The sequence below is a fragment of the Brevibacterium album DSM 18261 genome (assembly GCF_000426445.1).
GTDB classification, from domain to species: Bacteria; Actinomycetota; Actinomycetes; order Actinomycetales; family Brevibacteriaceae; genus Brevibacterium; species Brevibacterium album.
In genome coordinates this window covers 180,117-200,670 of the sequence record NZ_KE384526.1, presented here as the reverse complement: position 1 = coordinate 200,670, position 20,554 = coordinate 180,117, and the positions used below count along the sequence as shown (strand labels likewise).

At 70.8% G+C, this 20,554-nt stretch carries 21 protein-coding genes; 9 read left to right on the top strand and 12 right to left on the bottom strand.

What is annotated here, in order from left to right; translation table 11 throughout:
* Positions 1 to 87 precede the first annotated feature (87 nt).
* Positions 88 to 1,104, bottom strand: coding sequence for a 3-methyladenine DNA glycosylase (locus K318_RS22190; RefSeq protein ID WP_245579920.1), 1,017 nt, complete (start codon positions 1,102 to 1,104; stop codon positions 88 to 90).
* A gap of 152 nt (positions 1,105 to 1,256) precedes the next feature.
* Here K318_RS22190 and K318_RS0114405 point away from each other — a divergent pair, with 152 nt between their 5' ends.
* The 3 genes from K318_RS0114405 to K318_RS22180 all read left to right on the top strand — a co-directional run bounded on the left by K318_RS0114405 (position 1,257) and on the right by K318_RS22180 (position 6,540).
* Positions 1,257 to 2,858: an AMP-binding protein gene (locus K318_RS0114405; protein WP_084500266.1), complete on the top strand. Its 1,602-nt coding sequence runs from the start codon at positions 1,257 to 1,259 to the stop codon at positions 2,856 to 2,858.
* A 150-nt stretch (positions 2,859 to 3,008) separates the two neighbouring features.
* Complete coding sequence (gene pabB / locus K318_RS22185; RefSeq protein ID WP_211233341.1) at positions 3,009 to 5,483, top strand: aminodeoxychorismate synthase component I; 2,475 nt, start codon at positions 3,009 to 3,011, stop codon at positions 5,481 to 5,483.
* Positions 5,476 to 6,540 carry an aminotransferase class IV gene (locus K318_RS22180; protein WP_051298055.1) on the top strand — a complete coding sequence of 355 codons (1,065 nt, stop codon included), beginning with the start codon at positions 5,476 to 5,478 and terminating at the stop codon, positions 6,538 to 6,540. The genes pabB and K318_RS22180 overlap by 8 nt, the downstream gene beginning before the upstream one ends.
* A gap of 123 nt (positions 6,541 to 6,663) precedes the next feature.
* Here K318_RS22180 and K318_RS0114390 read toward each other — a convergent pair whose 3' ends face one another.
* From K318_RS0114390 to K318_RS25065, 10 genes are all read right to left on the bottom strand, one after another.
* Positions 6,664 to 6,891, bottom strand: a complete 228-nt coding sequence (locus K318_RS0114390; RefSeq protein ID WP_029089994.1) for a hypothetical protein — start codon at positions 6,889 to 6,891, stop codon at positions 6,664 to 6,666.
* Between the two features lie 79 nt (positions 6,892 to 6,970).
* Entirely contained in the window at positions 6,971 to 8,572 is a 1,602-nt protein-coding gene (locus tag K318_RS0114385; RefSeq protein ID WP_156914035.1) for a hypothetical protein, read from the bottom strand.
* A 5-nt stretch (positions 8,573 to 8,577) separates the two neighbouring features.
* Entirely contained in the window at positions 8,578 to 9,465 is an 888-nt protein-coding gene (locus K318_RS0114380; protein ID WP_281170707.1) for an ABC transporter ATP-binding protein, read from the bottom strand.
* Between the two features lie 155 nt (positions 9,466 to 9,620).
* Positions 9,621 to 10,517: a MerR family transcriptional regulator gene (locus K318_RS23900; RefSeq protein WP_051298054.1), complete on the bottom strand. Its 897-nt coding sequence runs from the start codon at positions 10,515 to 10,517 to the stop codon at positions 9,621 to 9,623.
* Positions 10,518 to 10,599: 82 nt separating this feature from the next.
* The gene (locus K318_RS0114370; RefSeq protein ID WP_029089991.1) at positions 10,600 to 10,959 is read right to left on the bottom strand and encodes a HepT-like ribonuclease domain-containing protein; all 360 of its coding nucleotides are present in this window, start codon (positions 10,957 to 10,959) and stop codon (positions 10,600 to 10,602) included.
* A complete protein-coding gene (locus K318_RS0114365) occupies positions 10,949 to 11,254 on the bottom strand; it encodes a nucleotidyltransferase family protein (protein WP_029089990.1) in 306 nt (101 codons plus the stop codon). The genes K318_RS0114370 and K318_RS0114365 overlap by 11 nt, the downstream gene beginning before the upstream one ends.
* 191 nt (positions 11,255 to 11,445) lie before the next feature.
* Positions 11,446 to 12,924, bottom strand: coding sequence for an MDR family MFS transporter (locus K318_RS0114360; protein ID WP_029089989.1), 1,479 nt, complete (start codon positions 12,922 to 12,924; stop codon positions 11,446 to 11,448).
* A 254-nt stretch (positions 12,925 to 13,178) separates the two neighbouring features.
* Positions 13,179 to 13,784 (bottom strand): response regulator transcription factor, encoded by a 606-nt coding sequence (locus K318_RS0114355; protein WP_029089988.1) that lies wholly within the window; start codon positions 13,782 to 13,784, stop codon positions 13,179 to 13,181.
* Positions 13,756 to 14,955, bottom strand: a complete 1,200-nt coding sequence (locus K318_RS22170) for a sensor histidine kinase (protein ID WP_051298053.1) — start codon at positions 14,953 to 14,955, stop codon at positions 13,756 to 13,758. Before K318_RS22170 ends, K318_RS0114355 begins: the two co-directional genes overlap by 29 nt.
* Positions 14,955 to 15,206 (bottom strand): hypothetical protein, encoded by a 252-nt coding sequence (locus K318_RS25065; protein ID WP_029089987.1) that lies wholly within the window; start codon positions 15,204 to 15,206, stop codon positions 14,955 to 14,957. The genes K318_RS22170 and K318_RS25065 overlap by 1 nt, the downstream gene beginning before the upstream one ends.
* Positions 15,207 to 15,412: 206 nt before the next feature.
* On the opposite strand from K318_RS25065, the gene K318_RS0114340 reads away from it, so the two are divergent.
* The 6 genes from K318_RS0114340 (at position 15,413) to K318_RS0114310 (ending at position 19,167) form a co-directional block, all read left to right on the top strand.
* Positions 15,413 to 16,294 carry an ABC transporter ATP-binding protein gene (locus K318_RS0114340; RefSeq protein WP_029089986.1) on the top strand — a complete coding sequence of 294 codons (882 nt, stop codon included), beginning with the start codon at positions 15,413 to 15,415 and terminating at the stop codon, positions 16,292 to 16,294.
* Positions 16,295 to 16,307: 13 nt separating this feature from the next.
* Positions 16,308 to 17,012 carry an ABC transporter permease gene (locus K318_RS0114335; protein ID WP_029089985.1) on the top strand — a complete coding sequence of 235 codons (705 nt, stop codon included), beginning with the start codon at positions 16,308 to 16,310 and terminating at the stop codon, positions 17,010 to 17,012.
* A gap of 8 nt (positions 17,013 to 17,020) precedes the next feature.
* A complete protein-coding gene (locus K318_RS23895; protein ID WP_084500405.1) occupies positions 17,021 to 17,647 on the top strand; it encodes a helix-turn-helix transcriptional regulator in 627 nt (208 codons plus the stop codon).
* A gap of 594 nt (positions 17,648 to 18,241) precedes the next feature.
* Complete coding sequence (locus tag K318_RS0114320) at positions 18,242 to 18,502, top strand: hypothetical protein (protein ID WP_029089984.1); 261 nt, start codon at positions 18,242 to 18,244, stop codon at positions 18,500 to 18,502.
* Between the two features lie 95 nt (positions 18,503 to 18,597).
* Positions 18,598 to 18,879 (top strand): hypothetical protein, encoded by a 282-nt coding sequence (locus K318_RS0114315; protein ID WP_029089983.1) that lies wholly within the window; start codon positions 18,598 to 18,600, stop codon positions 18,877 to 18,879.
* A gap of 54 nt (positions 18,880 to 18,933) precedes the next feature.
* Entirely contained in the window at positions 18,934 to 19,167 is a 234-nt protein-coding gene (locus tag K318_RS0114310) for a hypothetical protein (RefSeq protein ID WP_156914033.1), read from the top strand.
* 277 nt (positions 19,168 to 19,444) lie between these two features.
* Here the strand turns inward: K318_RS0114310 and K318_RS0114305 are convergent, their stop codons facing one another.
* A complete protein-coding gene (locus K318_RS0114305; protein WP_029089981.1) occupies positions 19,445 to 20,470 on the bottom strand; it encodes a malate dehydrogenase in 1,026 nt (341 codons plus the stop codon).
* Between the last annotated feature and the right edge of the window lie 84 nt (positions 20,471 to 20,554).

The window sequence follows — 20,554 nt, the reverse complement described above, 5'->3', positions numbered from 1 at the left end:
GAGGCGACCAGCCGTGTCTCGGCGATCTGCCGGTGCGTCTGCCGGAGGCGGGTCAGCGAGCCGTGCCTCAGCCGGCCGTGGTCGGAGTCAGCGGGCAGGCAGCCCGTCCGGCGCCGGTTCCAGAGCTGACCCCAGCGCCGGTTCCAGCGCCGCGAGCAGGTCGCGGCGGATGTCGTTGCCCCGTGCGGCGAATGCGCGCTGGCGGCGTACGTACTCGGCCTTGCCCTCGGGCGTCTCGATCGCGACGGCACCGTACCCCCAGCCGCGCACGTCGTAGGGGCTCGCCTCCATGTCGAGGGTGCGGATGTCGCGGGCGAGGTCGAATGCGGCCAGCGTCACCGCGCTCGGCACGGCCGGGCCCAGCTTCATCGCCCATTTGTAGAGGTCCATGCCCCCGTGCAGGCAGCCGGGCTGCTCCATCTCCCGCATCGTCTCGCGCGCGGGCGAGAGTTCGTTGCGCGGCTTCGCCTCGGGGGTGAAGAAGCGGAAGGCGTCGAAGTGCGAACAGCGGATGCGGTGACCTTCGACGACTGCGTCGGTCTCCTCGCGGCTGAGCCGGAAGGGCACCTGGGCATGCCGGTGCTCCTCGTCCGTCTGCCGGTAGACCATCGCCCATTCGTGCAGCCCGAAGCAGCCGAACGTCCCTTCGCGGCCCAGGGTGCGGGCGAGCAGATCGCGGATGAAGAGTGCGCCGGAGCCGCGGGCGGCGCACCAGGTCTCGCGGTCCATCGCGATCAGCGGCAGTCCGCTCTCCGTGTACCGCGCGTACCACTTGCGGGCGGCGAGCTCCGCGACGAAGGCGGCTCCGTCAGCACCACTCGTCGCTCCTTCGGCGGCACCCGGGGCTTCGACGGCCGTGCCCGCCCCGGGATGCCAGGCGGCCATCTGCCCCGGGGTGAACGGGTAGTAGGTGAAGAGGAAGTCCTCGACGGGGTGCTTCTCCCCGCGCGCACGGCGCTCGAGATGCGCGGCGGTGCGCTCCCGGACTGCTGCGGCATGCGCGGCGGCGCGGGAGGCCGCCTCGGCGGCGGTGAGCACCGTGAGCGGACGAAGGCCGGACTCAGCGAGACCGGAATCGGCGGGGGAGTGGGCGGCGGTGGACATCGGGACAAGTCTAGGCCGTCGGGCGCCGGGGTGAGGCTGCCGGAGTGAGCTCGGCCGCACCGTGCCGAAGGAGGCGTTGTCCGGCATGCGTCCAGCCTCTACTGTATGAGTCACAGCAGGTGCTGAACGATCGTTCAAAGGAGAGCGGCCACATGACCTCGAATCCGCAGACCGATGCACGCCCGGGCCCGGCAGCGGCGGCTCAGACCCTCACCGCCCCCACCCCCGAGGAGCAGCTCGCCCTGAGCCGCCGGCTCCACTGGATGAACATGCTGAGCCTGCACGCGCACAGCCGGGCCGAGGACATCGCCCTCACCGGCCCCGACGCCGTACTCACCTGGGGCGAGCTCGCAGCCCGGGTGAGCGCCGTCGCCGCGGACCTCCAGGAGCGCGGGGTGGGCGCGGGCGACCGCGTGTTCGTCCTCGGCCTCAACAGCGTCGCCCATGCGACCGCGCTGCTCGCGATCAACTCCGTCGGTGGGATCGCCGTCCCGCTGAACATCCGCTCGACCGCCGCGGAGGTCGAGTACCTCGTCGCCGACAGCGGCGCGGTGATGGGCTTCGCGGACGCGATGGGCGCCGGGATCCTCGCCGACGCCCCCGAGGCCTCGAAGGTTCCGCACATCGTGTTCGGCGAGCAGTTCGATGCCATCGCGGCCTCGGAGAGGACCCACGCCTTCGTCGACGTCCCCGAGTCCGAGACCGCGCTCATCGTCTACACCTCGGGCACGACCTCGGCGCCCAAGGGCGTGATGCTCACCCACCTCAACTTCGCTGCGCAGGCGATCAACACGAATCGGCTGGGACCGGCGGGGACGGACGACGAGGCCGCCATGATCGTGGTCCCGCTCTTCCACATCGCCGGCCTCGGCTTCCTCTACCCTGCGTTCTTCAACGGGACGCGGACCGTCATCGCGCCGCCGCAGGCGCTCATGCGGATCGAGCGGCTCGCGGACCTCATCGAGGAGGAGCGGGTGACGAAGCTCTTCCTCGTGCCGACCCTGTGGCAGGCGCTGTGCTCCCTGCCGGGCATCCGCGAGCGCGGCCTGCCGCTCACGGGGATCTCGTGGGGCGCCTCGCCCGCGAGCCGCGAGACGCTCCAGCTCATGGCCGACACGTTCCCCGATGCCGTCATCTCCGCCGCGTTCGGCCAGACCGAGATGTCGCCCACGACCTGTGCGCTCACGGGCGAGGACTCGTTCCGGAAGATGGGCTCGGTCGGCAAGCCCATCGGGATGGTCGCGGCCCGGGTGATCGACGCCGAGGGCCGGGACGTGGCACCCGGGGAGACGGGCGAGATCGTCTACCGCGGCCCCGGCTACATGCAGGGCTACTGGAACAAGCCGAAGCAGACCGCCGAGGCCGCCGCCGGAGGCTGGTTCCACTCCGGGGACCTCGTGCGCGTCGACGAGGAGGGCTTCCACTACGTCGTCGACCGCGCGAAGGACATCATCATCTCCGGGGGCGAGAACATCTCCTCCGTCGAGGTCGAGCAGGCTGTGGCCGCGCACCCCGGGGTCGCGGATGCGAGCGTCATCGGCGTCCCCGATCCCACGTGGGTCGAGACGCCGCTCGCGATCATCGTCCCTGCCGATCCCGCGGCCCCGCCCACACTCGAGGAGATCCGGGAGTTCGTCGGCGCACGGATCGCCTCCTTCAAGAAGCCGACGAGGCTCGAGGTCGTCTCCGAGCTCCCCCGCAACGCCTCGGGCAAGCTGCAGAAGCACCGCCTGCGCGAGGCTTTCGGGAGCTAGGCGCAGGAGGCGGGGACCGGCCCGGCTGGGCCGGTTGGGCCGAGCCGGCAAGGGCCGAGCGGCACGCAGATCCGCGGAACATGCCGTGCCACTGCATTCGCCCTCGCGCCGTGTTGGCGCCGCCCGTGCCGGGCGGGGCAGAATCAGCCCATGGCACGGGTGCAGATGGCAGGGGCGCGGACCTCGGGTGCGCAGGCGGAAGACGCGCGGACCGCAGCGGCGCAGGCGGAGGACCCGCAGGCGGGGCGTGCGGGGGCGGCCCCGCGCATCCTCGTGATCGACAGCTATGACTCCTTCACATACAACCTCGTGCACCAGATCGCCCGGGCGTCCGGCGTCCGGCCCCAGGTGGTCGCCCATGACTGGGCGGGCTGGACGCCCGAGGCGCTCGACGGCGTCGACGGCGTCGTCCTCTCACCGGGCCCGGGCACGCCCGCCCGGCCGGAGGACACCGGGATCGGGCCCGAGGTGCTCGCAGCGGCGCTCGCCCGCGGCGATCTGCCCGTGCTGGGCGTGTGCCTGGGCCATCAGACTCTCGCCCACGCGCTCGGCGCCGCGGTCGTCCGGGCGCCCGAGCCCCGGCACGGCCGGACCTCGTCGGTGCACCACGGGGGAGAGGGCGTCTTCGCGGGCGTGCCGAACCCCTTCACGGCCGTGCGCTACCACTCCCTCACGGTCGCCGATGAGACGGAGCTGCCGGACGATCTGCGGGTGACCGCCCGGACCGAGGACGGACTCATCATGGGTCTGGCCCATGCGCGGCTGCCGCTGTGGGGCGTGCAGTTCCACCCCGAGTCCGTCCTGACCGCCTGGGGCGACAGGCTGCTGGAGAACTTCATCGGCCTCGTCCGTGCGCACGGGCGGGAGAACCGGGGGCGGGCACAGTCGCAGGCGCCCGCGGGTACGACGGCGGAGGACGGCTGCGCACCACTGCCCCGGACTGTTGCGGAGAGCGCACAGGCCGGGCCGGCCTCGGGTCGGGAGCGGTCCCACCCGATTTCGGAAGGGGAACCCACCAGGCTCACCCAGGAGGCAGACCGATCCCGGCTCTCCGCCGAGGAGGAGAGGCCTCGGCGCCGCTGCCTGCGGACGCGGGAGCTGGTCTCGGAAGCCTCTGCCGAGGTGCTCTTCGACGCGCTGTACGGGGGACAGGAGTGCGCGGTCTGGCTGGACGGGAACCTGCCGGGCGACCCGCGCGGCCGCTTCTCCGTCATGGGCGCGCCCACGGGCCCGCGCGCGGCTCTGGCCTGGGCCGATGTCGCAACGGGCACCGTGACGGTGCGGAGTGCTGACGGGCAGGCAGAGCGCCGCACGGGGTTCTTCGACTGGCTGGACGCGGAGATGCGCGGGCAGACCCCTGTCGCCGAGGCGGTGCCCGGCTGCTCCTTCGCCCTCGGCTGGGCGGGGTTCCTCGGCTATGAGCTCAAGGCCGAATGCGGAGGGCGGGCGGTGCACCGTGCGGACACTCCCGATGCCGCGTTCGCATTCCTCGACCGGGCACTCGTGCTCGATGCGCAGACGCAGACCGTGCACCTGCTCGCACTCGCGGCCGAGGAGCCGGGAGGCGAAGAGCACGGTGGCGCAGAGCACGGAGACGAGGGACCGGGGAGAGGTGCGCACAGCGGCGACGAGGCGAGAGGCGATGAGGCCGCGGAGCGGTGGCTTGCGGAGACGGCGGCGCTGATCGCGGAGCTGGACGCAGGTGGTGAGCCGGACGGAGGAAGGCCGGCGGCGACGCCCGGCCGTCCTGCCCCTGGACGCGCTGTGTGCCCTCGGCACCCCCGCGCCGAATACCTCTCCCGGATCCGGGAGGTCCAAGAGCTCATCGCCGCCGGCGAGACCTACGAGGCCTGCCTCACGAACCGGCTGGAGACGGAGACCGACCAGGACCCCTGGGCAGCCTATCTGCGGCTGCGGGCGCAGAACCCCGCGCCCTTCGGCGCGTACCTGCGCTTCCCCGGCCTCGGCGACCGCGCGGCCTTCGCGGTGCTGAGCACCTCGCCTGAGCGCTTCCTCCGCATCGACGCAGGGGGCCGGGCGGAGTCCTCGCCCATCAAGGGCACGCGCCCGCGCGGACGGACCGGGGCCGAGGACGCCGCGCTGCGGGACGGCCTCGCGGATGCGGAGAAGGACCGCTCCGAGAACCTCATGATCGTCGACCTCGTGCGCAACGACCTGGGGCGGACGGCGGTGACCGGCTCGGTGCGGGTGGAGCGGCTCTTCGCGGTCGAGAGCTATGCGACGGTGCACCAGCTCGTGAGCACGGTGTCGGCGCAGCTGGCACCGGAGCACTCCCCGGTCGAGTGCGTGCGGGCGGCCTTCCCTCCCGGGTCGATGACGGGAGCGCCGAAGGTGCGGACGATGGAGCTCCTCGACGAGCTGGAGGGCGGGCCCCGCGGGGTGTACAGCGGTGCGATCGGCTGGTTCTCGCTGAGCGGGGCCGTCGAGCTCAGCGTGGTCATCCGCACCCTCGTGCAGTCCGCGGGCGGGACGACCGGGGATCGGCTCAGCTACGGCGTGGGCGGTGCGATCGTCGCGCTGTCGGACCCGGAGGAGGAGCATGCGGAGACGATGGTGAAGTCCGCGCCGCTGCTGCGGCTGCTGGAGGAGGACGGACATGTCTGAGAGGGCTGCGTTCGACGGGCGGGCCCCGGGTGAGATCGCGTTCGAGGCGCCGGGCGTCTGGGTCTGGGACCCGCGCACCGGTGCGTTCATCGCCGAGGAGCCGGCCGCCGAGGCCGCGTCTGGTCCGCTGCTCGTCGCGGACTCGTGGCTGGTGCGCGAGGGGCGCATCCGCGCGTTCGACCGGCACGCGGAGCGCTTCGCCCGTGCCTGCCGGGCAGCCGCGGAGGAGGCGGCGGCCAGGGCCGAGGCCGAGGGAGGGCCTGCCGCTGTGCCGGAGAGCGTCGGTGCCGCGTACGCGCTGCTGGCGGCGCTCGCGGAGCAGGAGGAGTTCTGGCAGCGCCTACGTTCGGGCATCCCGGTGAGCGGTGAATGGTTCCCGCGGATCGAGCTCGCAGCACCGGCCTCGGCGATTCCGGCCTCGCGGCCCGAGTCCCAGGCGGCTTCTGCTCCCGGTGCCGCTTCCTCCTCGGCGTCCCCCGGCATTGACGCGGCGTCTCACGGCATCGAGGGAAAGCCTGTCCTCCGCTTCCGCCTCCGGCCGGCACCGGCGCGCGCCGATGGCGTCTCCGTGTGGGTGCCCGAGACCCCCGATCCGCGTGAGCGTCCCCTGATCAAGGGCCCCGATATCGCGAGGCTGGGGGCGCTGCGGGCTCAGGGCGTCGAATGGCATGCGCAGGATGCGCTGCTGTGCGCGGCGGACGGGACGGTGGTCGAGGCCGCGCACGCGAACCTGCTGTGGTGGGAGGACGACCTCCTCTGTGTGCCCGACCCGGAGCTCGGCGTGTTCTCCGGCGTGACGGTGGGTCTCGTGCTGGAGGAGGCGGAGCGGCGGGGGATCCAAGTGCGTAGGCGGCGAGCGCTTCTGACGGATCTGCTCAGCCGCGATGTGTGGCTGACGAATGCGCTGCACGGACTGCGAAGGGTGCGCGCGTGGAGGGGACCCGGGACCGAGGACGGTGTGCTCGCACGGCACGCGGACTTCGTCTCCGCCGAACTGGAACGGGCGAGGCGGCTGCGATTCGCACAGTGGAGTGCGTGGCTGGAGGCGATTCGCTGAACACCGTCTGCGGCTCGTCCCACCACGGACTGCAGTGTCCGTCCCGTGGTGTCCGGTGCTCTGCGCGGTGACGAGCTGCGTGTGGTGGTGCGGGCCGCTCCGCCCGGCTCGTGGTCGCCCGGTTCAGCGCCGCCCGCGGTTGCGCGGGTGCTGACGGGACATGCGCTCATTGCCGTGCTTGTAGTTCCCGGTCCAGCGGGCCATGACGAGCTGGGGATCGCCTGCGGCGGCCTCGGCGAGGAACTTCTGCGCTCGCACACCGCGCAGGGTGGTGACCACCCGGCCGTGATGGCGGATCAGCACGGCCGATCCGCCCTCCTCCTCGTACTCGAACCCCGCGGGCCTGCCCATGCGAACATGCTTCCACACGGGAGCGGGGATGCCAACGGGTGCGGACATCCGTCTGGTCGCAGGAGTCCGATGCGAGTCCTCACCCCGGCTGCAGATCGCGGCGGCCCACGAGGGCGGCTCCCGTGGCCGTGCCGAGCAGGGCTGCCGTCATGAGCAGTGCAGGTGCTCCGGAAGCCCACTCGCCCCAGTCCGGCCAGCCGTCAGCCCGGGGCACCGGGGTGTGAGCGAGCAGGCCTGCGTCGATGACCGCCTCGGGCACGCTCAGCAGCTCGCCGAAGAAGAACAGCAGCCCGGAGGCGCTCGGCACCGCCCAGACCGCACCCGTGAGGCGCGGTGCGAGCGCCATGACGAGGGTCGCGATCCCCACGCCCGCGAGGATGCCCGGAAGGTGACCCGCCACGGCGCCCACACCCTGCCCCAGCGCGGCGGGATCGTCGAGCTGCCACGCGCCCACAGCACCCATGGCGAGACCGGCGCCCGTGCTGACGACCGCGGCGAAGGCACCGGCCACGAGCGACCGCGCCAGGAGCGAACGCCACCGGGGGACCCCGGTCGCGAGCTCGTTCACCAGCCGTCCGGCGCGCTCCTCCCCGTGCCAGCGCAGCGTCAGGGCGGTCGCCGCGATGAGCACGAGCAGCGCGAGCAGGCCGCCCAGGAAGTCGAAGAACATGGCGCCGGGATCGAGGCCTCCGGCACCCATCTGCGCGAGCAGGGCGGCGGTCGTCGGATCCTCACGGATGGTCGTGATGAGGCCGTCGGCCATCGAACCGAACAGGACGGCCGAGCCCCACACGGCCGCTGTCCAGCCGATGACCGCTCCGTGCGCATCGCGGAGGGCCCAGCCCAGGGGACCGCTGATCCGCAGCCGCCGCTGACGGGTGCGCGTGCGGACCCAGCGCGCGGCACCGGGCTCCCGCCCGCGGTCCAGCAGCACGCAGACGGCGAGCAGCGCACCGCAGACGAGGGCGAGGGGGACCGCCGCCCACATGCGGTCGTCGGAATACGGCGCGATGACCTCGCGCCAGCCCAGCGGGGTCAGCCAGTGCAGCCACCGCCATTCGCGGTCGTCCGCGAGGACCCGCAGTGCGAACGCGCCTGCGAGCAGCGCGAAGGCCATGCCCCGGGCTGCGCGTGCGCTGTCCCGGAGCTGCGCGCCGATCATGGTGAGCATGCCGAGCGCGAGGGGGACGAGGAACGCCACGAGGCCGAAGGCGGCGGCGCCCGTGCCCGTGAGCTCCTCATAGGCGAGGGCGGTCAGCGCCAGCACCGCGGCCGAGCCCGCGCCCAGCAACCCGCAGGCGAGGCCGAGGACCGCGGCCGCGGCGAGCAGGGGAGTGCGCGGATGCACACCGGCGGCGCGGACGAGCTCGGTGGTGCCGGCGTCCTCCTCCGCCCGTGTGATCGCGACGGCGAGCAGGACGGCCATGACGCCGGCGAGCACGAGGGCATACGTGCCGCTCTCCCACACGAAGAGCTGGCCCAGCGTGCCGGGTGAGGGCAGCCGGCCGTAGAGGAGCGTGAGACCGGGGGTGGCCCGCAGCATGTCGGGGACGCCGCTGCCCGCGATGTCCGCTCCATAGGTCTCGCGGTAGGAGGGGAGGGTGACGGCGACGAGTGCGAGGATCCCCGCGAGCCAGGCGGACAGGAAGAGGCGGTGGCGGCGGAGCAGGAGACGCAGCACGGCCCTCACCGCGCCTCGACGTCGTAGTGCCTCAGGAACAGGCTCTCCAGGCTCGCGGGGGCCACGGCGACCTCGGTGGCCCCGGTCGCAGCGAGTGCAGAGAGGGCGTCCGGCAGCCGGTCGCGGGACACCTCGGCGATCAGCTTCGCACCCTCGTCCTCCCGGCGGGTGTCCGCCCGCTGCGAGCGCAGCGTCCGTTCCAGCTGTGCGAGGACCGCCTCGGGCGCCTCCACCGTGACCTCGAGAGCCGCGAGATGGCGGAGCCGGGCGAGCTGCCCGGATTCCACCACGGCGCCGTCGGCGACGATGGTGACGGCGGTGCACAGCCGGTCCACCTCGGCCAGCAGGTGGCTGGAGAGGAGGATCGTGCGGCCGGCCTCGGCGGCCTCGCGCACGCACTGACCGAACACCTGCTCCATGAGCGGATCGAGCCCGGAGGTCGGCTCGTCGAGGACGAGCAGGGGAGTGGGCGCGGCGAAGGCGGCGACGAGCATGACCTTCTGCCGGTTGCCGGTGGAATAGGAGCGGACCTTCTTGGACGGATCGAGGGCGAAGCGCTCGATCAGCGCGCGCTCGCGGGCCCCATCGCGTCCGCCGCGCAGCCGGCCCAGCAGGTCGAGCACCTCCTGGCCGGTGAGGTTGGGCCAGAGGTCGACATCGCCGGGCACATAGCTCACCTGCCGTGCCACCCGTGCCGGTTCCCGCGCGGGGTCCAGGCCCAGGACCCGGACCTCGCCCGCGGTGGTGCGGCAGATTCCGAGCAGCACCCTGATGGTCGTGGACTTGCCCGCGCCGTTGGGTCCCAGGAAGCCGTGGACGGTGCCCCCCTCGCCCGTGAGATCGACGCCGTCGAGGGCGGTGAAGGAGCCGAACCTCTTGGTCAGCCCGCTCACGCGGATCGGGTGCCCGTGCTGCGCGGGCGAAGCGCGGTGAGCGGGGCGGGAGGAGGCGGGGTGGGAGTCCGCTGGGTGAGGATGCGGTGGCTGAGATTGCGCTGGGTGAGATTGTGCTCTGTGGGATTGCTCTGGCTGGGAGTGCGGTGAGCGGGTCATATCGGCTCCTCGTCCGGGAATTCTGCGGCTTGTGAGGCGTCTGCGGCTGCGGGTGAGTCTGCTGCGGCCTCGATGAGCTCCATGACGATGGGGGAGAGCCGGTGCAGGGCCTCCCGCTGCCGGGCGTCGGACGTGAGGAGCACGGTGAAGGCCATGAGCGGCTTCAGCGCGGCCCGGCGGCGGGTCCAGGCAGGCAGGGCGCGCACCAGCTCCTCCGCGAGTTCGCAGTGCTGCCGCGTCCAGTCGAGCATGAGGGCCGTCAGCTCCTCGTACTCCTGCTCGATGGCGGACTCGTCGAGTTCGGCGATGTGTGCGAAGCGCGTGTAGAACTCGACGATGAGGGCTACGTCCTCGTCCGTGAGCTGCTCCACCAGCGTGCCGAGGCGGGGCGGCACGAGGCCGCGCTGGGCGAAGAGCTCGGCGAGCCGCTGCTCCCTGCGGAGCACCTCGAGCGCCTCGGGATCGCTCACGGCGCGGACCAGCCGGTCGTAGAACAGCTCGATCCCCGCCGGCAGCGCGCGCAGGCCGCGTCCGGACTCGGCCATGCCGATGAGGGCGCTGATGCGATCGTGCTGGGCGCGGAGCTCGGAGATGCGCTCCTCGATGCTCCGGGCCGTGGCCCGCAGGTCGTGCAGGCTCTCGGCATCGGGTCTCAGCGGGCCCGGCGTGCGCTGTTCCTCGGCGAGCAGGACGCCGATCGAATCCAGCGACAGGCCCGCATCCGCGAGCCATCTGATCCGCAGGACCCGGGCCACATGCGTGAGTTCGTACTCGCGGCGGCCGCCGGTGCGGCCGGGCACCGGCAGCAGGCCGACGTGATGGTAGTGGCGAATGGTGCGGACGGTGGTGCCCGTCAGCTTCGCGCAGTCTGAGATCCGCAGGACCCTATCCACTCATGTGACGCTGCGTCACAGTCAAGGGCAGATGGGGTTCGAGATGGACCGGGCCTGTCTGTCGGATCCGGGTAAGGCCGCGCTACAGCCCCAAGGTGCCCCGTGCCTCATCGACGAGGTTGTTGAGAATCGGGATCAGGGCGGGTATTCCTGTCGTCGCAGCGCGCCACACGATCTCGTAGTCGATCTCGCCGTACTGGTGAGTGATGATGTTCCGCATCCCGATAATCTTCTCGAGGTCCGGCACACGAGCGGCTGTTTCCGCGTCGTCTCTGCGGAGTCGGTTCAATGCCTCGCCGAGAATCTCCATCTGACGCTCGGTCGCAGAGCGGATGAGGAGGTTGGAGCTGAACTCGGACTCAGTTCTGCCGCGGACGAATTCATCGACGAGTTTGGCTGCCTCGGCCGCGTCCCAGAGATGCGCGCCAGCCTCAGATCGCATAGATGTCCTGTGCATTCCCGAAGGCTGATGCCTTGAAGAAGGGGTTCTTCACCGAGCGCTCCATGACGAGGTCGACTTCTCGACCGACGATCCGCTCCAGTTCGAACTTCAGATCGAAGTAGTCGTGGAACAGATTCTCTCGTTCAGCCTGGAAGTCGACGAGGAAGTCCATATCGCTTGTCGCCGAATCGAACTTGTCGGTGAGCACCGAGCCGAAGACGCGGAGCCGCTTCACGCCGTACTGTTCGCAGGCGCTGCGAATCGCCTCGATGTCGAGGAGCGCAGTGGCTTCCATGCAACCAGTCTCTCAGATCGCACGCGGCTCGGCGAGACGTCCATGCAGGAGCTGGTCGCAGACGATCCTGACCTCGGTGTGTCCCGCGGCCGATGTCTGCGAAGAGGCCCGGCGCCGCGCCCTGTGGAGGGTGCGGCGCCGGGCCCCGGCGGATTGCGGACCGTGAGGGTCCGGCTCTCCTTGGCGGAGGATCACTCCTGGTCGGCGGGCTTGCGGATGAAGAACGCCAGGACCATGGGTGCGATCGCGATGCAGGCGGCGACGAAGAACGCCGCGCGCGCACCCGGGGCCCCGGCCGCCGCCGTGTCGAGTCCGGCGGCCTCGCCCGTGTGCAGGAAGGACGAGTAGATCGCGATGAGCAGAGCCGTGCCCGCCGCGCCTGCCACCTGCTGGAGGGTGTTGAGCGCCGCGGAACCGTGCGAGTACAGGCTCCGATCCAGCGAGCCCAGCGAGGCCGAGAACAGCGGGGTGAACGACGCGGCCAGGCCCAGCGACATCACCGTCTGCGCGAGGACGAGCAGCGGCACCGGGGTGTGGACGCTCACGGTCGAGTAGAAGAACAGCGCCGCCGCGATCATGACGGTGCCTGGCACCAGCAGGGTCCGGGGCCCGCGCGAGTCGTAGATCCGGCCCATCACCGGTCCCAGCAGGCCCATGAGGATGGAGCCCGGCAGCAGGACCAGTCCCGCCTGCGTGGGGGCGAGGCCGGCGACGTTCTGCAGGTACAGGGGCAGCAGGCCGAAGGTGCCGAACATGGACAGCGCCACGACGGCCATGATGATGACCGCGATGACGTAGTTCCGGGAGCTGAAGACCCTGAGGTCGAGCAGTGCCCTGTCCGCCTTCTGCAGTGCGAGCTGGCGCCAGACGAAGAGCGCGAGGAAGACCGCGCCGCCGGTGATGGCGGCCCAGATGAGGGCCTGCGAGGAGTTCTCGCCGGCCTGGCCGCCGTGGCCCCCGCCGAGCTGGCTGAGGCCGTAGACGATCCCGCCGAAGGCGAAGGCCGAGAGGATCACGGACAGCACGTCCAGCGGCACGTGCGCGGTCTCGCCCAGGTTCGTCATCCACTTCGCGCCCAGGGACAGGGCGATGACGGCGATGGGCAGCACGATGCCGAACAGCCAGCGCCAGCCGAGGCTGTCGAGGACGATGCCGGACATCGTGGGTCCGATGGCCGGGGCGAGCGACATGACGAGGCCAACCCGGCCCATCATGCGGCCGCGGGAGTGCGGCGGCACCACGTTCATCATGGTGGTCATGAGCAGGGGCATCATGATGCCGGTGCCGGCGGCCTGCACGATGCGGCCCACGAGCAGGAGGCCGAAGCCCTGCGAGACCAGGCAGAGCGCGGTGCCGAGCGAGAACGCGATCATCGCGGTGAGGAACACCTGCCGGGTGGTCAGCCGCTGGATGAGGAAGCCCGTCGTGGGGATGACGACGGCCATCGTGAGCATGAAGGCGCTCGTGAGCCACTGGCCCAGCTCGGGCGGGATGCCGAGGGTGCGGTTGAGCTCCGGGATCGCGATCGCCATCGTGGTCTCGTTGAGGATCGCGACGAAAGCCGCGACCAGCAGGAGCCAGATGACCCGCATGCCCGCGGGGTCGATGCCGGTGCTGGAGGGAGGGGGCTGTGCGGTGTCTGCGGGGATGCGGTCGGTGTCAGAGGGCATATGTGGTCCTAAATGCTTCGATGCGGACTGCCGCGACCGCGACGCACACTGATCCCTGGACGGGCAGAAGCAGGCTTCGCGGGGCATGGCAGAGAAAGCGGAGCGCCGGGACGCCCGGGGCGAATCCTCCGGGGGCGCTGGGGTCTGCGGATGCTGCGAGCTGCTTACTTCACGCAGAAGAGCCTAAGGGACGGCGGGGAGGATTGCCAGGGTGCGCTTCGTCACTCCGGGCGAACTTTCGGGTTCGCGGGTGCTCACAGCCAGTCGTGCTCGCGGGCGTAGCGTGCGGCATCGTGCCGGGTGCGTGTGTTCGTCTTGCTGATCGCGCTCGAGAGGTAGTTCCGCACCGTTCCCTGTGCGAGGTGCAGCTGCCGCGCGATGTCCGCGACGGAGTAGCCGTCACCGGTCACCCGCAGCACGTCGATCTCCCGGTCCGTGAGCGGGCAGTCGTCCATGACGGCAGCCGCGGAGACGTCCGGGTCGATCCAGCGGCGGCCCGCGTGGACCGTTGCGATCACCTCGGCGATGTGCCCCGGTTCGGCAGACTTGCTCACGAAACCGCGGATGCCCAGGGAGAGCGCCTTGCGCAGGACGCCGGGCCGGGCATGGCGGGTGAGCATGAGCACCGGCTGCTCGGGGCGGTCCCGCCGCAGGGTCCCCACCGCATCGAGTCCGTCGGTGCCCGGCAACTCGAGGTCGATGACGAGGACATCGGGGGAGTGGGCGAGAACGGCCGCGACGGCCTCGGCTCCGTCGGAGGCCTCGGCCGTCACGGTGATGTCACCCTCCAGGGGGAGTAGGGCTGCGAGGGCCTTGCGCAGCAGCGCCTCGTCATCGGCGAGGACGACTGAGATCGCCATCTGCGGCTCCTTTCTCTGCTTGCTTATCGGTGCGAGTCTCCGTCTCGGGGGTCTCCGTGCCGGGCAGCTCTGTGCCGGGGAACGCCGCCTCCGTGAGGAAGTCGCCCTCCTCCACCCTCACATGCAGGCGGCCGCCGGCCTCCTCGACGCGTCTGCGCAGGCCGGCCAGTCCGCTGAGTTCCGGGGTGGCGCGGACCTCGGCGCCGTCATTGACGATGAGGAGACCCGTATCGCTGAGGACGATGTGGACGCGTGTCGCCTGCGAATGCCGGAGGACATTGGTGGTGGCCTCCCTCAGCACGAGGCTGCACAGTGCTTCCGCGGTTCCCGCGGGCCTCCCTGCCAGGCGGATGCGGACCTCGACGTCATCGGCCTCGAAGAGGCGCCGGGCGTTCTCCAGCTCACCTGCCAGCGTGAGGGGGCGCTCGCCGTGGGCGAGCGCCCTCGACTGGCCGATGGTCTCCGCGATGAGCTCCTGCACCTGGGCGATCTCCGCCTCGGCGGCGGTGGGATCGGCCCGGACGAGCCGCTGGGCCAGCGCGGTCTTGAGCTTGACCACGTGGAGGGTGTGGCCCTGGATGTCGTGGAGGTCCGCGGCGATCCTGAACCGCTCCCGCAGGACGGCGAGGTCCGTCTGTGCCTGGTGGGCGGAATCGAGTTCGAGGAGGAGGTTCCAGGAGGCGCGGGAGCTCCAGAAGACCAGCGCCCAGAACGCCGGGAGCCACAGTCCGAAGATGATGAAGAGTCCGGCCAGATGAGACTGCGTGGTGAGCGTGAGCAGCCCGATGCCCGCGCACGCCGCCGTGATGCCGCTGCCGGCGAGCAGCTTGGTCCGCATGCCGCCGCGCACCATCGCCACGGCCGGGATCACAAGGGCAATGACTCCTGAGGGGGACACGGCGAGAAGGGCACAGGCCGTCCAGGTCAGGGCGCCGGTCGCGAGGCCGAGGATCGCCGTCCTGCCGCTGTAGGCGCTGTGCCAGCGGAGAATCGGCTGCAGGCTCAGTGCCGCGGCAGGCAGGAACATCAGCGGGTGCCACCAGGTGTGGGCGGCCGAGGCCAGCGTCACCAGCCATGCAATGGCCCATGCGACCACGAAGCCCTGGGTCGTGAAGGTGCGAATGCGCGCCAGCGACCGGGCGGGTGAGAAAGCCTCTGCGGTTCCGGGCATCAGCGGATCTCCTCGGACGGAGGATGCTTCCTCGCCCTGCTCGCGAAGGGCAGGGCCAGAGCGGAGAGGACGACGGTGCCGACGGTGATGAAGGCGAACCAGCCAGCCGCTGCCGTCCCCGGTGCAGGGAGCAGCGCGACGATCCACCGAGGAACGATCCCGAGGCCCGGGAGGTGCGCCAGTCCCCAGATCCAGCCCACAGCCCCCGCGATCGAGAGCACCGCGAGCACGACGATCTGTGCCTTGTTCATCCGTCTCCTCCCGCTGCGCACGCCCAGCCTTCCACGGCGCCGGGGGCTGATACCAGTGATGCTGTGTCATGGTCTGGGAACCAGCTGGACCGGTGGCTTTCGCCCGCTGCGTGACACGGCGTCATATCGGCGCGACCGCGAAGTCATCCGAAGCTCATGATGTGAGGGCCCTACGCGTGAGCGGTGCTGCCAGGTGTGATTGACGCATGGCATCAGACACACTCATCAAAGTCAGAGACCTCGTGGTGAGCTACGGGGACTATAGGGCGGTGGGCGGGGTCTCCTTCTCCGTCGAGCGCGGCGAGCTCTATGCTCTGCTGGGCACCAACGGCGCGGGCAAGACCTCGACCCTGGAGACCCTCGAAGGCCACCGCGCCCCGTTCAGCGGCACCGTGACCGCGTTCGGGCTGAGCCCGCGCGACCGTCGCAGCGTGCGGCCCCGCACGGGGATCATGCTCCAGGAGAGCGGCTTCGCCCCGACTCTCACGGTGCTGGAGACGGTGAAGCTGTTCGGCGCCCTCAGCGGCCGCGGCGACGATGCGAGGCGCGTCGTCGAGGTGGCCGGCCTGGCGGAGAAGGCGCGTGTGCGCGTCTCCCAGCTGTCCGGCGGGGAGAAGCGCAAGCTCGACTTCGCCACGGCCATCTACGGCACCCCCGAGCTCATCTTCCTGGACGAGCCCACGGCGGGCCTGGACATCGAGGCGCGAGACCAGCTGTGGGCCGCGGTGGATGTGATCCGCGGCCAGGGCGCCACGGTGATCCTCACGACGCACTACCTGGAGGAAGCGGAGCAGCACGCCGATCGCATCGGGCTCATGCACCGGGGGAAGATCCGCATGGAGGGCTCCTTCAGGGAGCTCGCACGCTCCTTTCCGGCCAAGGTCCACTTCGAAGCTGCTGTCGAGCAGGCCTCGATTCCCTTTCCGGCGGAGGCGACAGGCCCCTATTCCTGGGTGATCGCCACCGACGATGCCGAACGCGACGTCTACGAACTGCAGTCCTGGGCGCGCCGGCACGAGATCGGCATACACGGGCTCGCGGTCCGCAGGGCCAGCCTGGACGACATCTTCCGCACTCTCAGCCGCTGACCTAGGAGGCGCCATGCTCACCATCGCGAAATACGAGGCCATTCAGATGCTTCGCGATCCACTCGTCATCATCATGTCAACAGTGATGCCCTTGGGGATGGCCGGGTTCCTCTACTGGCAGATCGGGGACGTGGACATCTCGCCGGTTGCCGCGATGATCCCGTTCATCATGGGGGCCTTCGTGGTGTACGGGGCCGCAGTGACGGCTCTGGCCTCACGGCGGCAGAACCTCTTCCTCAAGCGCCTCAGGTGCACTGCCGAATCCGACGCCGGGATCGTTCTGGGGCTGGTATCCACCCTTGTCCTGCTCGCGGTGATCGAAGCTGTCGGAGTTCTGGCCGTCTTCGCGGTTCTGCAGACTCCCCCTGCGAACATCCTGCTCACTGTCGTCGTGGGAATCCTGGTGCTCGCCCTGTACGTCGGATTCGCGCTTGCCACCGCGGGGTTCACGAAGAGCGCGGACAGCGCTCAGGTGACGACGATACCTGTTGCGATGGGGCTCATCGGAATTGCGACCTGGGTCATGGTCACCGGAACCGAGACGCTGACGGGTCTGAAGCTCGCCCTTCCCGGTGGAGCTGCGGTGGAGCTGGCGCTCGGGGCGTGGCGCGGCATCGAATGGGCGGATGCGGCCATCCCGATGCTCATCACCCTGGTGTGGACGGCGATCGCCTTCCTCGCGGCCAAGGTCTTCTTCAAGTGGGAGCCGCGCCGCTGATCGCGGGTATGCGAAAGCTCGTGGTTCTCGGCCCGTGGCCGCAGGCGTACGCATGGGATCGTGCGGCGCTTGCGGCCACGGGCCTCGGTGCGGAGGTGGCTGCGGCCGATTCGTGCGAGCGGATCCCACCCGAGGCGGCGGCGCTTCTGATCGATGCGGACGGCTCCCGGGCGGCGCTCGACGAGCTGTCGGCGCTGGGCGCGGCGAATCTGCCTCCGCTGATCCTCGCCGCGGCGCGGCCCGAGGACGTGCCTGACGGTGCGGGCGGGTTCGCCGCCGCGCTGATCGGCATGCCGCTGGACGTCCCGGAGCTGCTGAGCGCCTTCCACGCGGTGAGCGTCCCCGGCACCTACCTCTCACGGAATCTCATCGCACGGAGACTGGCCGCAGCCGGCGGGGCCGAGAGTCTCACAGCCCGTGAGAGCGAAGTGATCGGCCTGGTCGCGGACGGGGCCTCGGACAGCGCGATCGCTCAGACGCTCTTCATCGAGGAGTCGACGGTGCGATCTCATCTCCGAAGCCTGCGCAGGAAGCTGGGTGCGGACAATCGTGCGCATGCGGTCGCACTCGCAGGCCGGTACGGCCTCCTCCCCGCAGTTCGCGCCGAAAGGGCGGGTCTCGCCTATTTCGGCTGATTCCGCCTGCACGGTTCTCTGAGACCCGACCCCGATGGCAGTGAAGGCCTCAGCTGCGAGCGCCGCCATTGCGCAGGCCAGGGCCGCGGCCACGATGCTTCCTGTCCACCCTGGCGGTTCCAGCTGAGAGCCGATGACGAAAATGGAGATGCAGAAGGCGAGCAGCCCGAGGGTGATGATGGCCGCCTGGAACACGTGCTGGAAGACCGATGGACGAGCGGGTTCGTCGCTGCGACGGGCAGCCCGCCCACCCGCGGCCCGCCCGCTGAGGAAGAGCGCCACGAAGATCATCGGCACGACCTGGAGCGCGGCGACGTAGAGGTCGAGATTCATGGGCGGCTCCTCATCGTGCGGCGGCATCGCGCGGTGCCGAGCTCTTCGGCACCGCACCAGGCTAGGAGCATCGGCGATCTCGCACATCCTCATTTCCACGGATATCGCGCGCTGTGAGGCGCGGAGCCGGATGAGGGATGACAGCTGCCCGGAGGGGACATGACATCTGGGCACGAGGCGTGTGACTCACGAGCCCTGCCGAGGCCTGCCCGCGCTGGCGAGACTGACAGTGCCAGATCAGCTGTGAGAGAGGAACTGAAGATGCGAGTACGCACAGGTGCACTCATCGTCTCGATGTTCGCCGCCGCATTCATCGTTGCGGTGGTCGCGATGGAAGCCATCCGGACCGGTCGGCTCCAGACGGGCAGCGAGCCATTCAACGACGCCGTCGAGGGGAGTTCCGATGCGGGTTCCTGGGTGCCGACGGTGGTCCTCGATCACATGGGCTGGGTGCTGGCACCGCTGGTCGTGTGGGTGGTCGTGGCGGGACTGTTGCTGGGAGCGGCGGGGAGAAGGCGGTGATCTCGCACACTCATGCGTGCCAGGGCCTGCGGACGGCGCTAAGTTACCTGACGGTAATCTCCTGGATCCAGGCGCCGAAGCGAAAGGCTCTCCCGATGTTCGAAGATCACTCCGCCAGCAGCTCCTCGCCGGAATCGGGAGCTCCCGCCCGCCGCCGCATCCTCCACTCGGCCGCCTGGAGCGTGCCGGTCATCGCGCTCGCGACGGCGGCCCCGGTCGCTTCGGCCTCCGGGCCGCCGCAGACCCTCGTCCCCAACAGCCTGGCGAACTACTACTGGGACACCGCGGCCGACACCACTTTCGTGCGCCTGGACCCCGCCTCGGGGGAACATGCGGTGACGTTCTCCGCGCAGATCAGCTATCGCGCCGATCCGTAGGCGACTCCCCCTGCTGGCGCCTCCCTCCAGGTCGTCGTCACCTTCGACCGGCCCGTGACCTATCTGAGCGGACTGTCCGCAGCCTGGAGCATGGACGAGGACGGGGCGGGCCCCCGCACCACCTATGTCTTCACTCGGACGCCGGCCTCGTTCGGCGACGGGCTGAGCTGCAATTTCAGGGCGGCCGAGGCCGGCCGGATCGGCGTCGTCGCGGAGATGAGCGTCCTCAATCCTGGCCAGGCCACGTGGGCCGCAGAACCGGGCGTGGACGACGCCGAGGTGCGGTGAGGGTCTGCCGGGGCCGCACCGCCGATCAGATCGGGGCGTCTGCGGTTTGCTCCATTCCGTGATGATGCAGCGGAGGGCTCGCTCCAGTGAGGCGGTGCCGGGATCGGCGGGCGAGGCGTGGGAGCCGGCGCCCGAGCTCAAGCGCCTCGTCCAAGGATTGCCCGCCCGCGGCCGGCGTCGCTTCCGCGAGTGCGCGCCCGATGGTCCGAGCGGCGAGCGCATTGACCAGGCGCATCCCAGCGGCGGGGGAGAGGCCTAGGCTCCGGCACTCCTCATCTCACAGGAACCCCAGGTGGTCGGCCGTCTGCCGCTCCTCCTCGAGCTCCGCGGCGGAGGCGTCGATGCGCGACCGCTGCTCGCCGGTGAGTTCGAGCCCTTCGACGATGCGGGCGGAGCCGTCTGCGTCCACGACGCAGGGGAAGGAGCTGATGAGCCCTGCGGGCACTCCGTACTCCCCGTGTGAGCGGACGGCCATCGACACCCAGCGCCCCCTCGTGCCGTGCGTCCAGTCCCTCAGATGATCGAGTGCCGCCGAGGCCGCAGACGCCGCCGAGGAGGCGCCTCGGGCCTCGATCACCGCACCTCCCCGCCCGGCCACTGTGGGGATGAAGTCCCCTGCGACCCAGGCCTCGGCGGCGTCCGGGCCTCCGCACACCCGGGCGAGGACCTGCATGGCGGGCTCACCGGCGACGGCCGCACCGCCCAGGTCCGGGAACTGCGTGTTCGAGTGATTGCCCCAGATCGCCAGCCGTTCGATGCTCTCCACCGATGCGCCCGTCCGCGCCGCGAGCTGGGCGAGCGCCCGGTTGTGGTCCAGCCGGGTGAGAGCGGTGAAGCGGTCCGCGGAGAGGACGCCGCCATCGGTGCGGGGTGCGCGCTGCGCGTGCTCGGCGGCGATGAGGGCATTGGTGTTCGCGGGATTGCCCACCACCACGACCCGCGCGTCCGGCTGCGCGCCCGCTCCCAGCGCCCTGCCCTGCTCGGCGAAGATCCGGCCGTTGGCCTCCAGCAGATCCGCGCGGTCCATGCCCGGCCTGCGGGGCGCGGAGCCCACCAGGAATGCGGCGTCGACTCCGGCGAACGCCTCCTCCGGGTCCGCCGTGTATGCGATCTCCTCGAGGGCCGGGAATGCGCAGTCCTCGAGCTCCATGCGCACGCCTTCGAGGCGTTCGACCGCGGCGGGGATCTCCAGCAGTCGCAGCCGGATGCGCTCGCCCTCCGCCGAGGCCTCGGCCGCGAGGCGGAAGAGGAGGCTGTAGGCGATGCTGCCGGCGGCTCCGGTGACGGCGATGGTCCGGGTCATGGGGTCCTCCTGCGATGAGCGGACCGCAGGGCGGCCCGCGGTGGATGCGGGTGCCCCCATCGTGCCGATGCCCGCACTCATCCG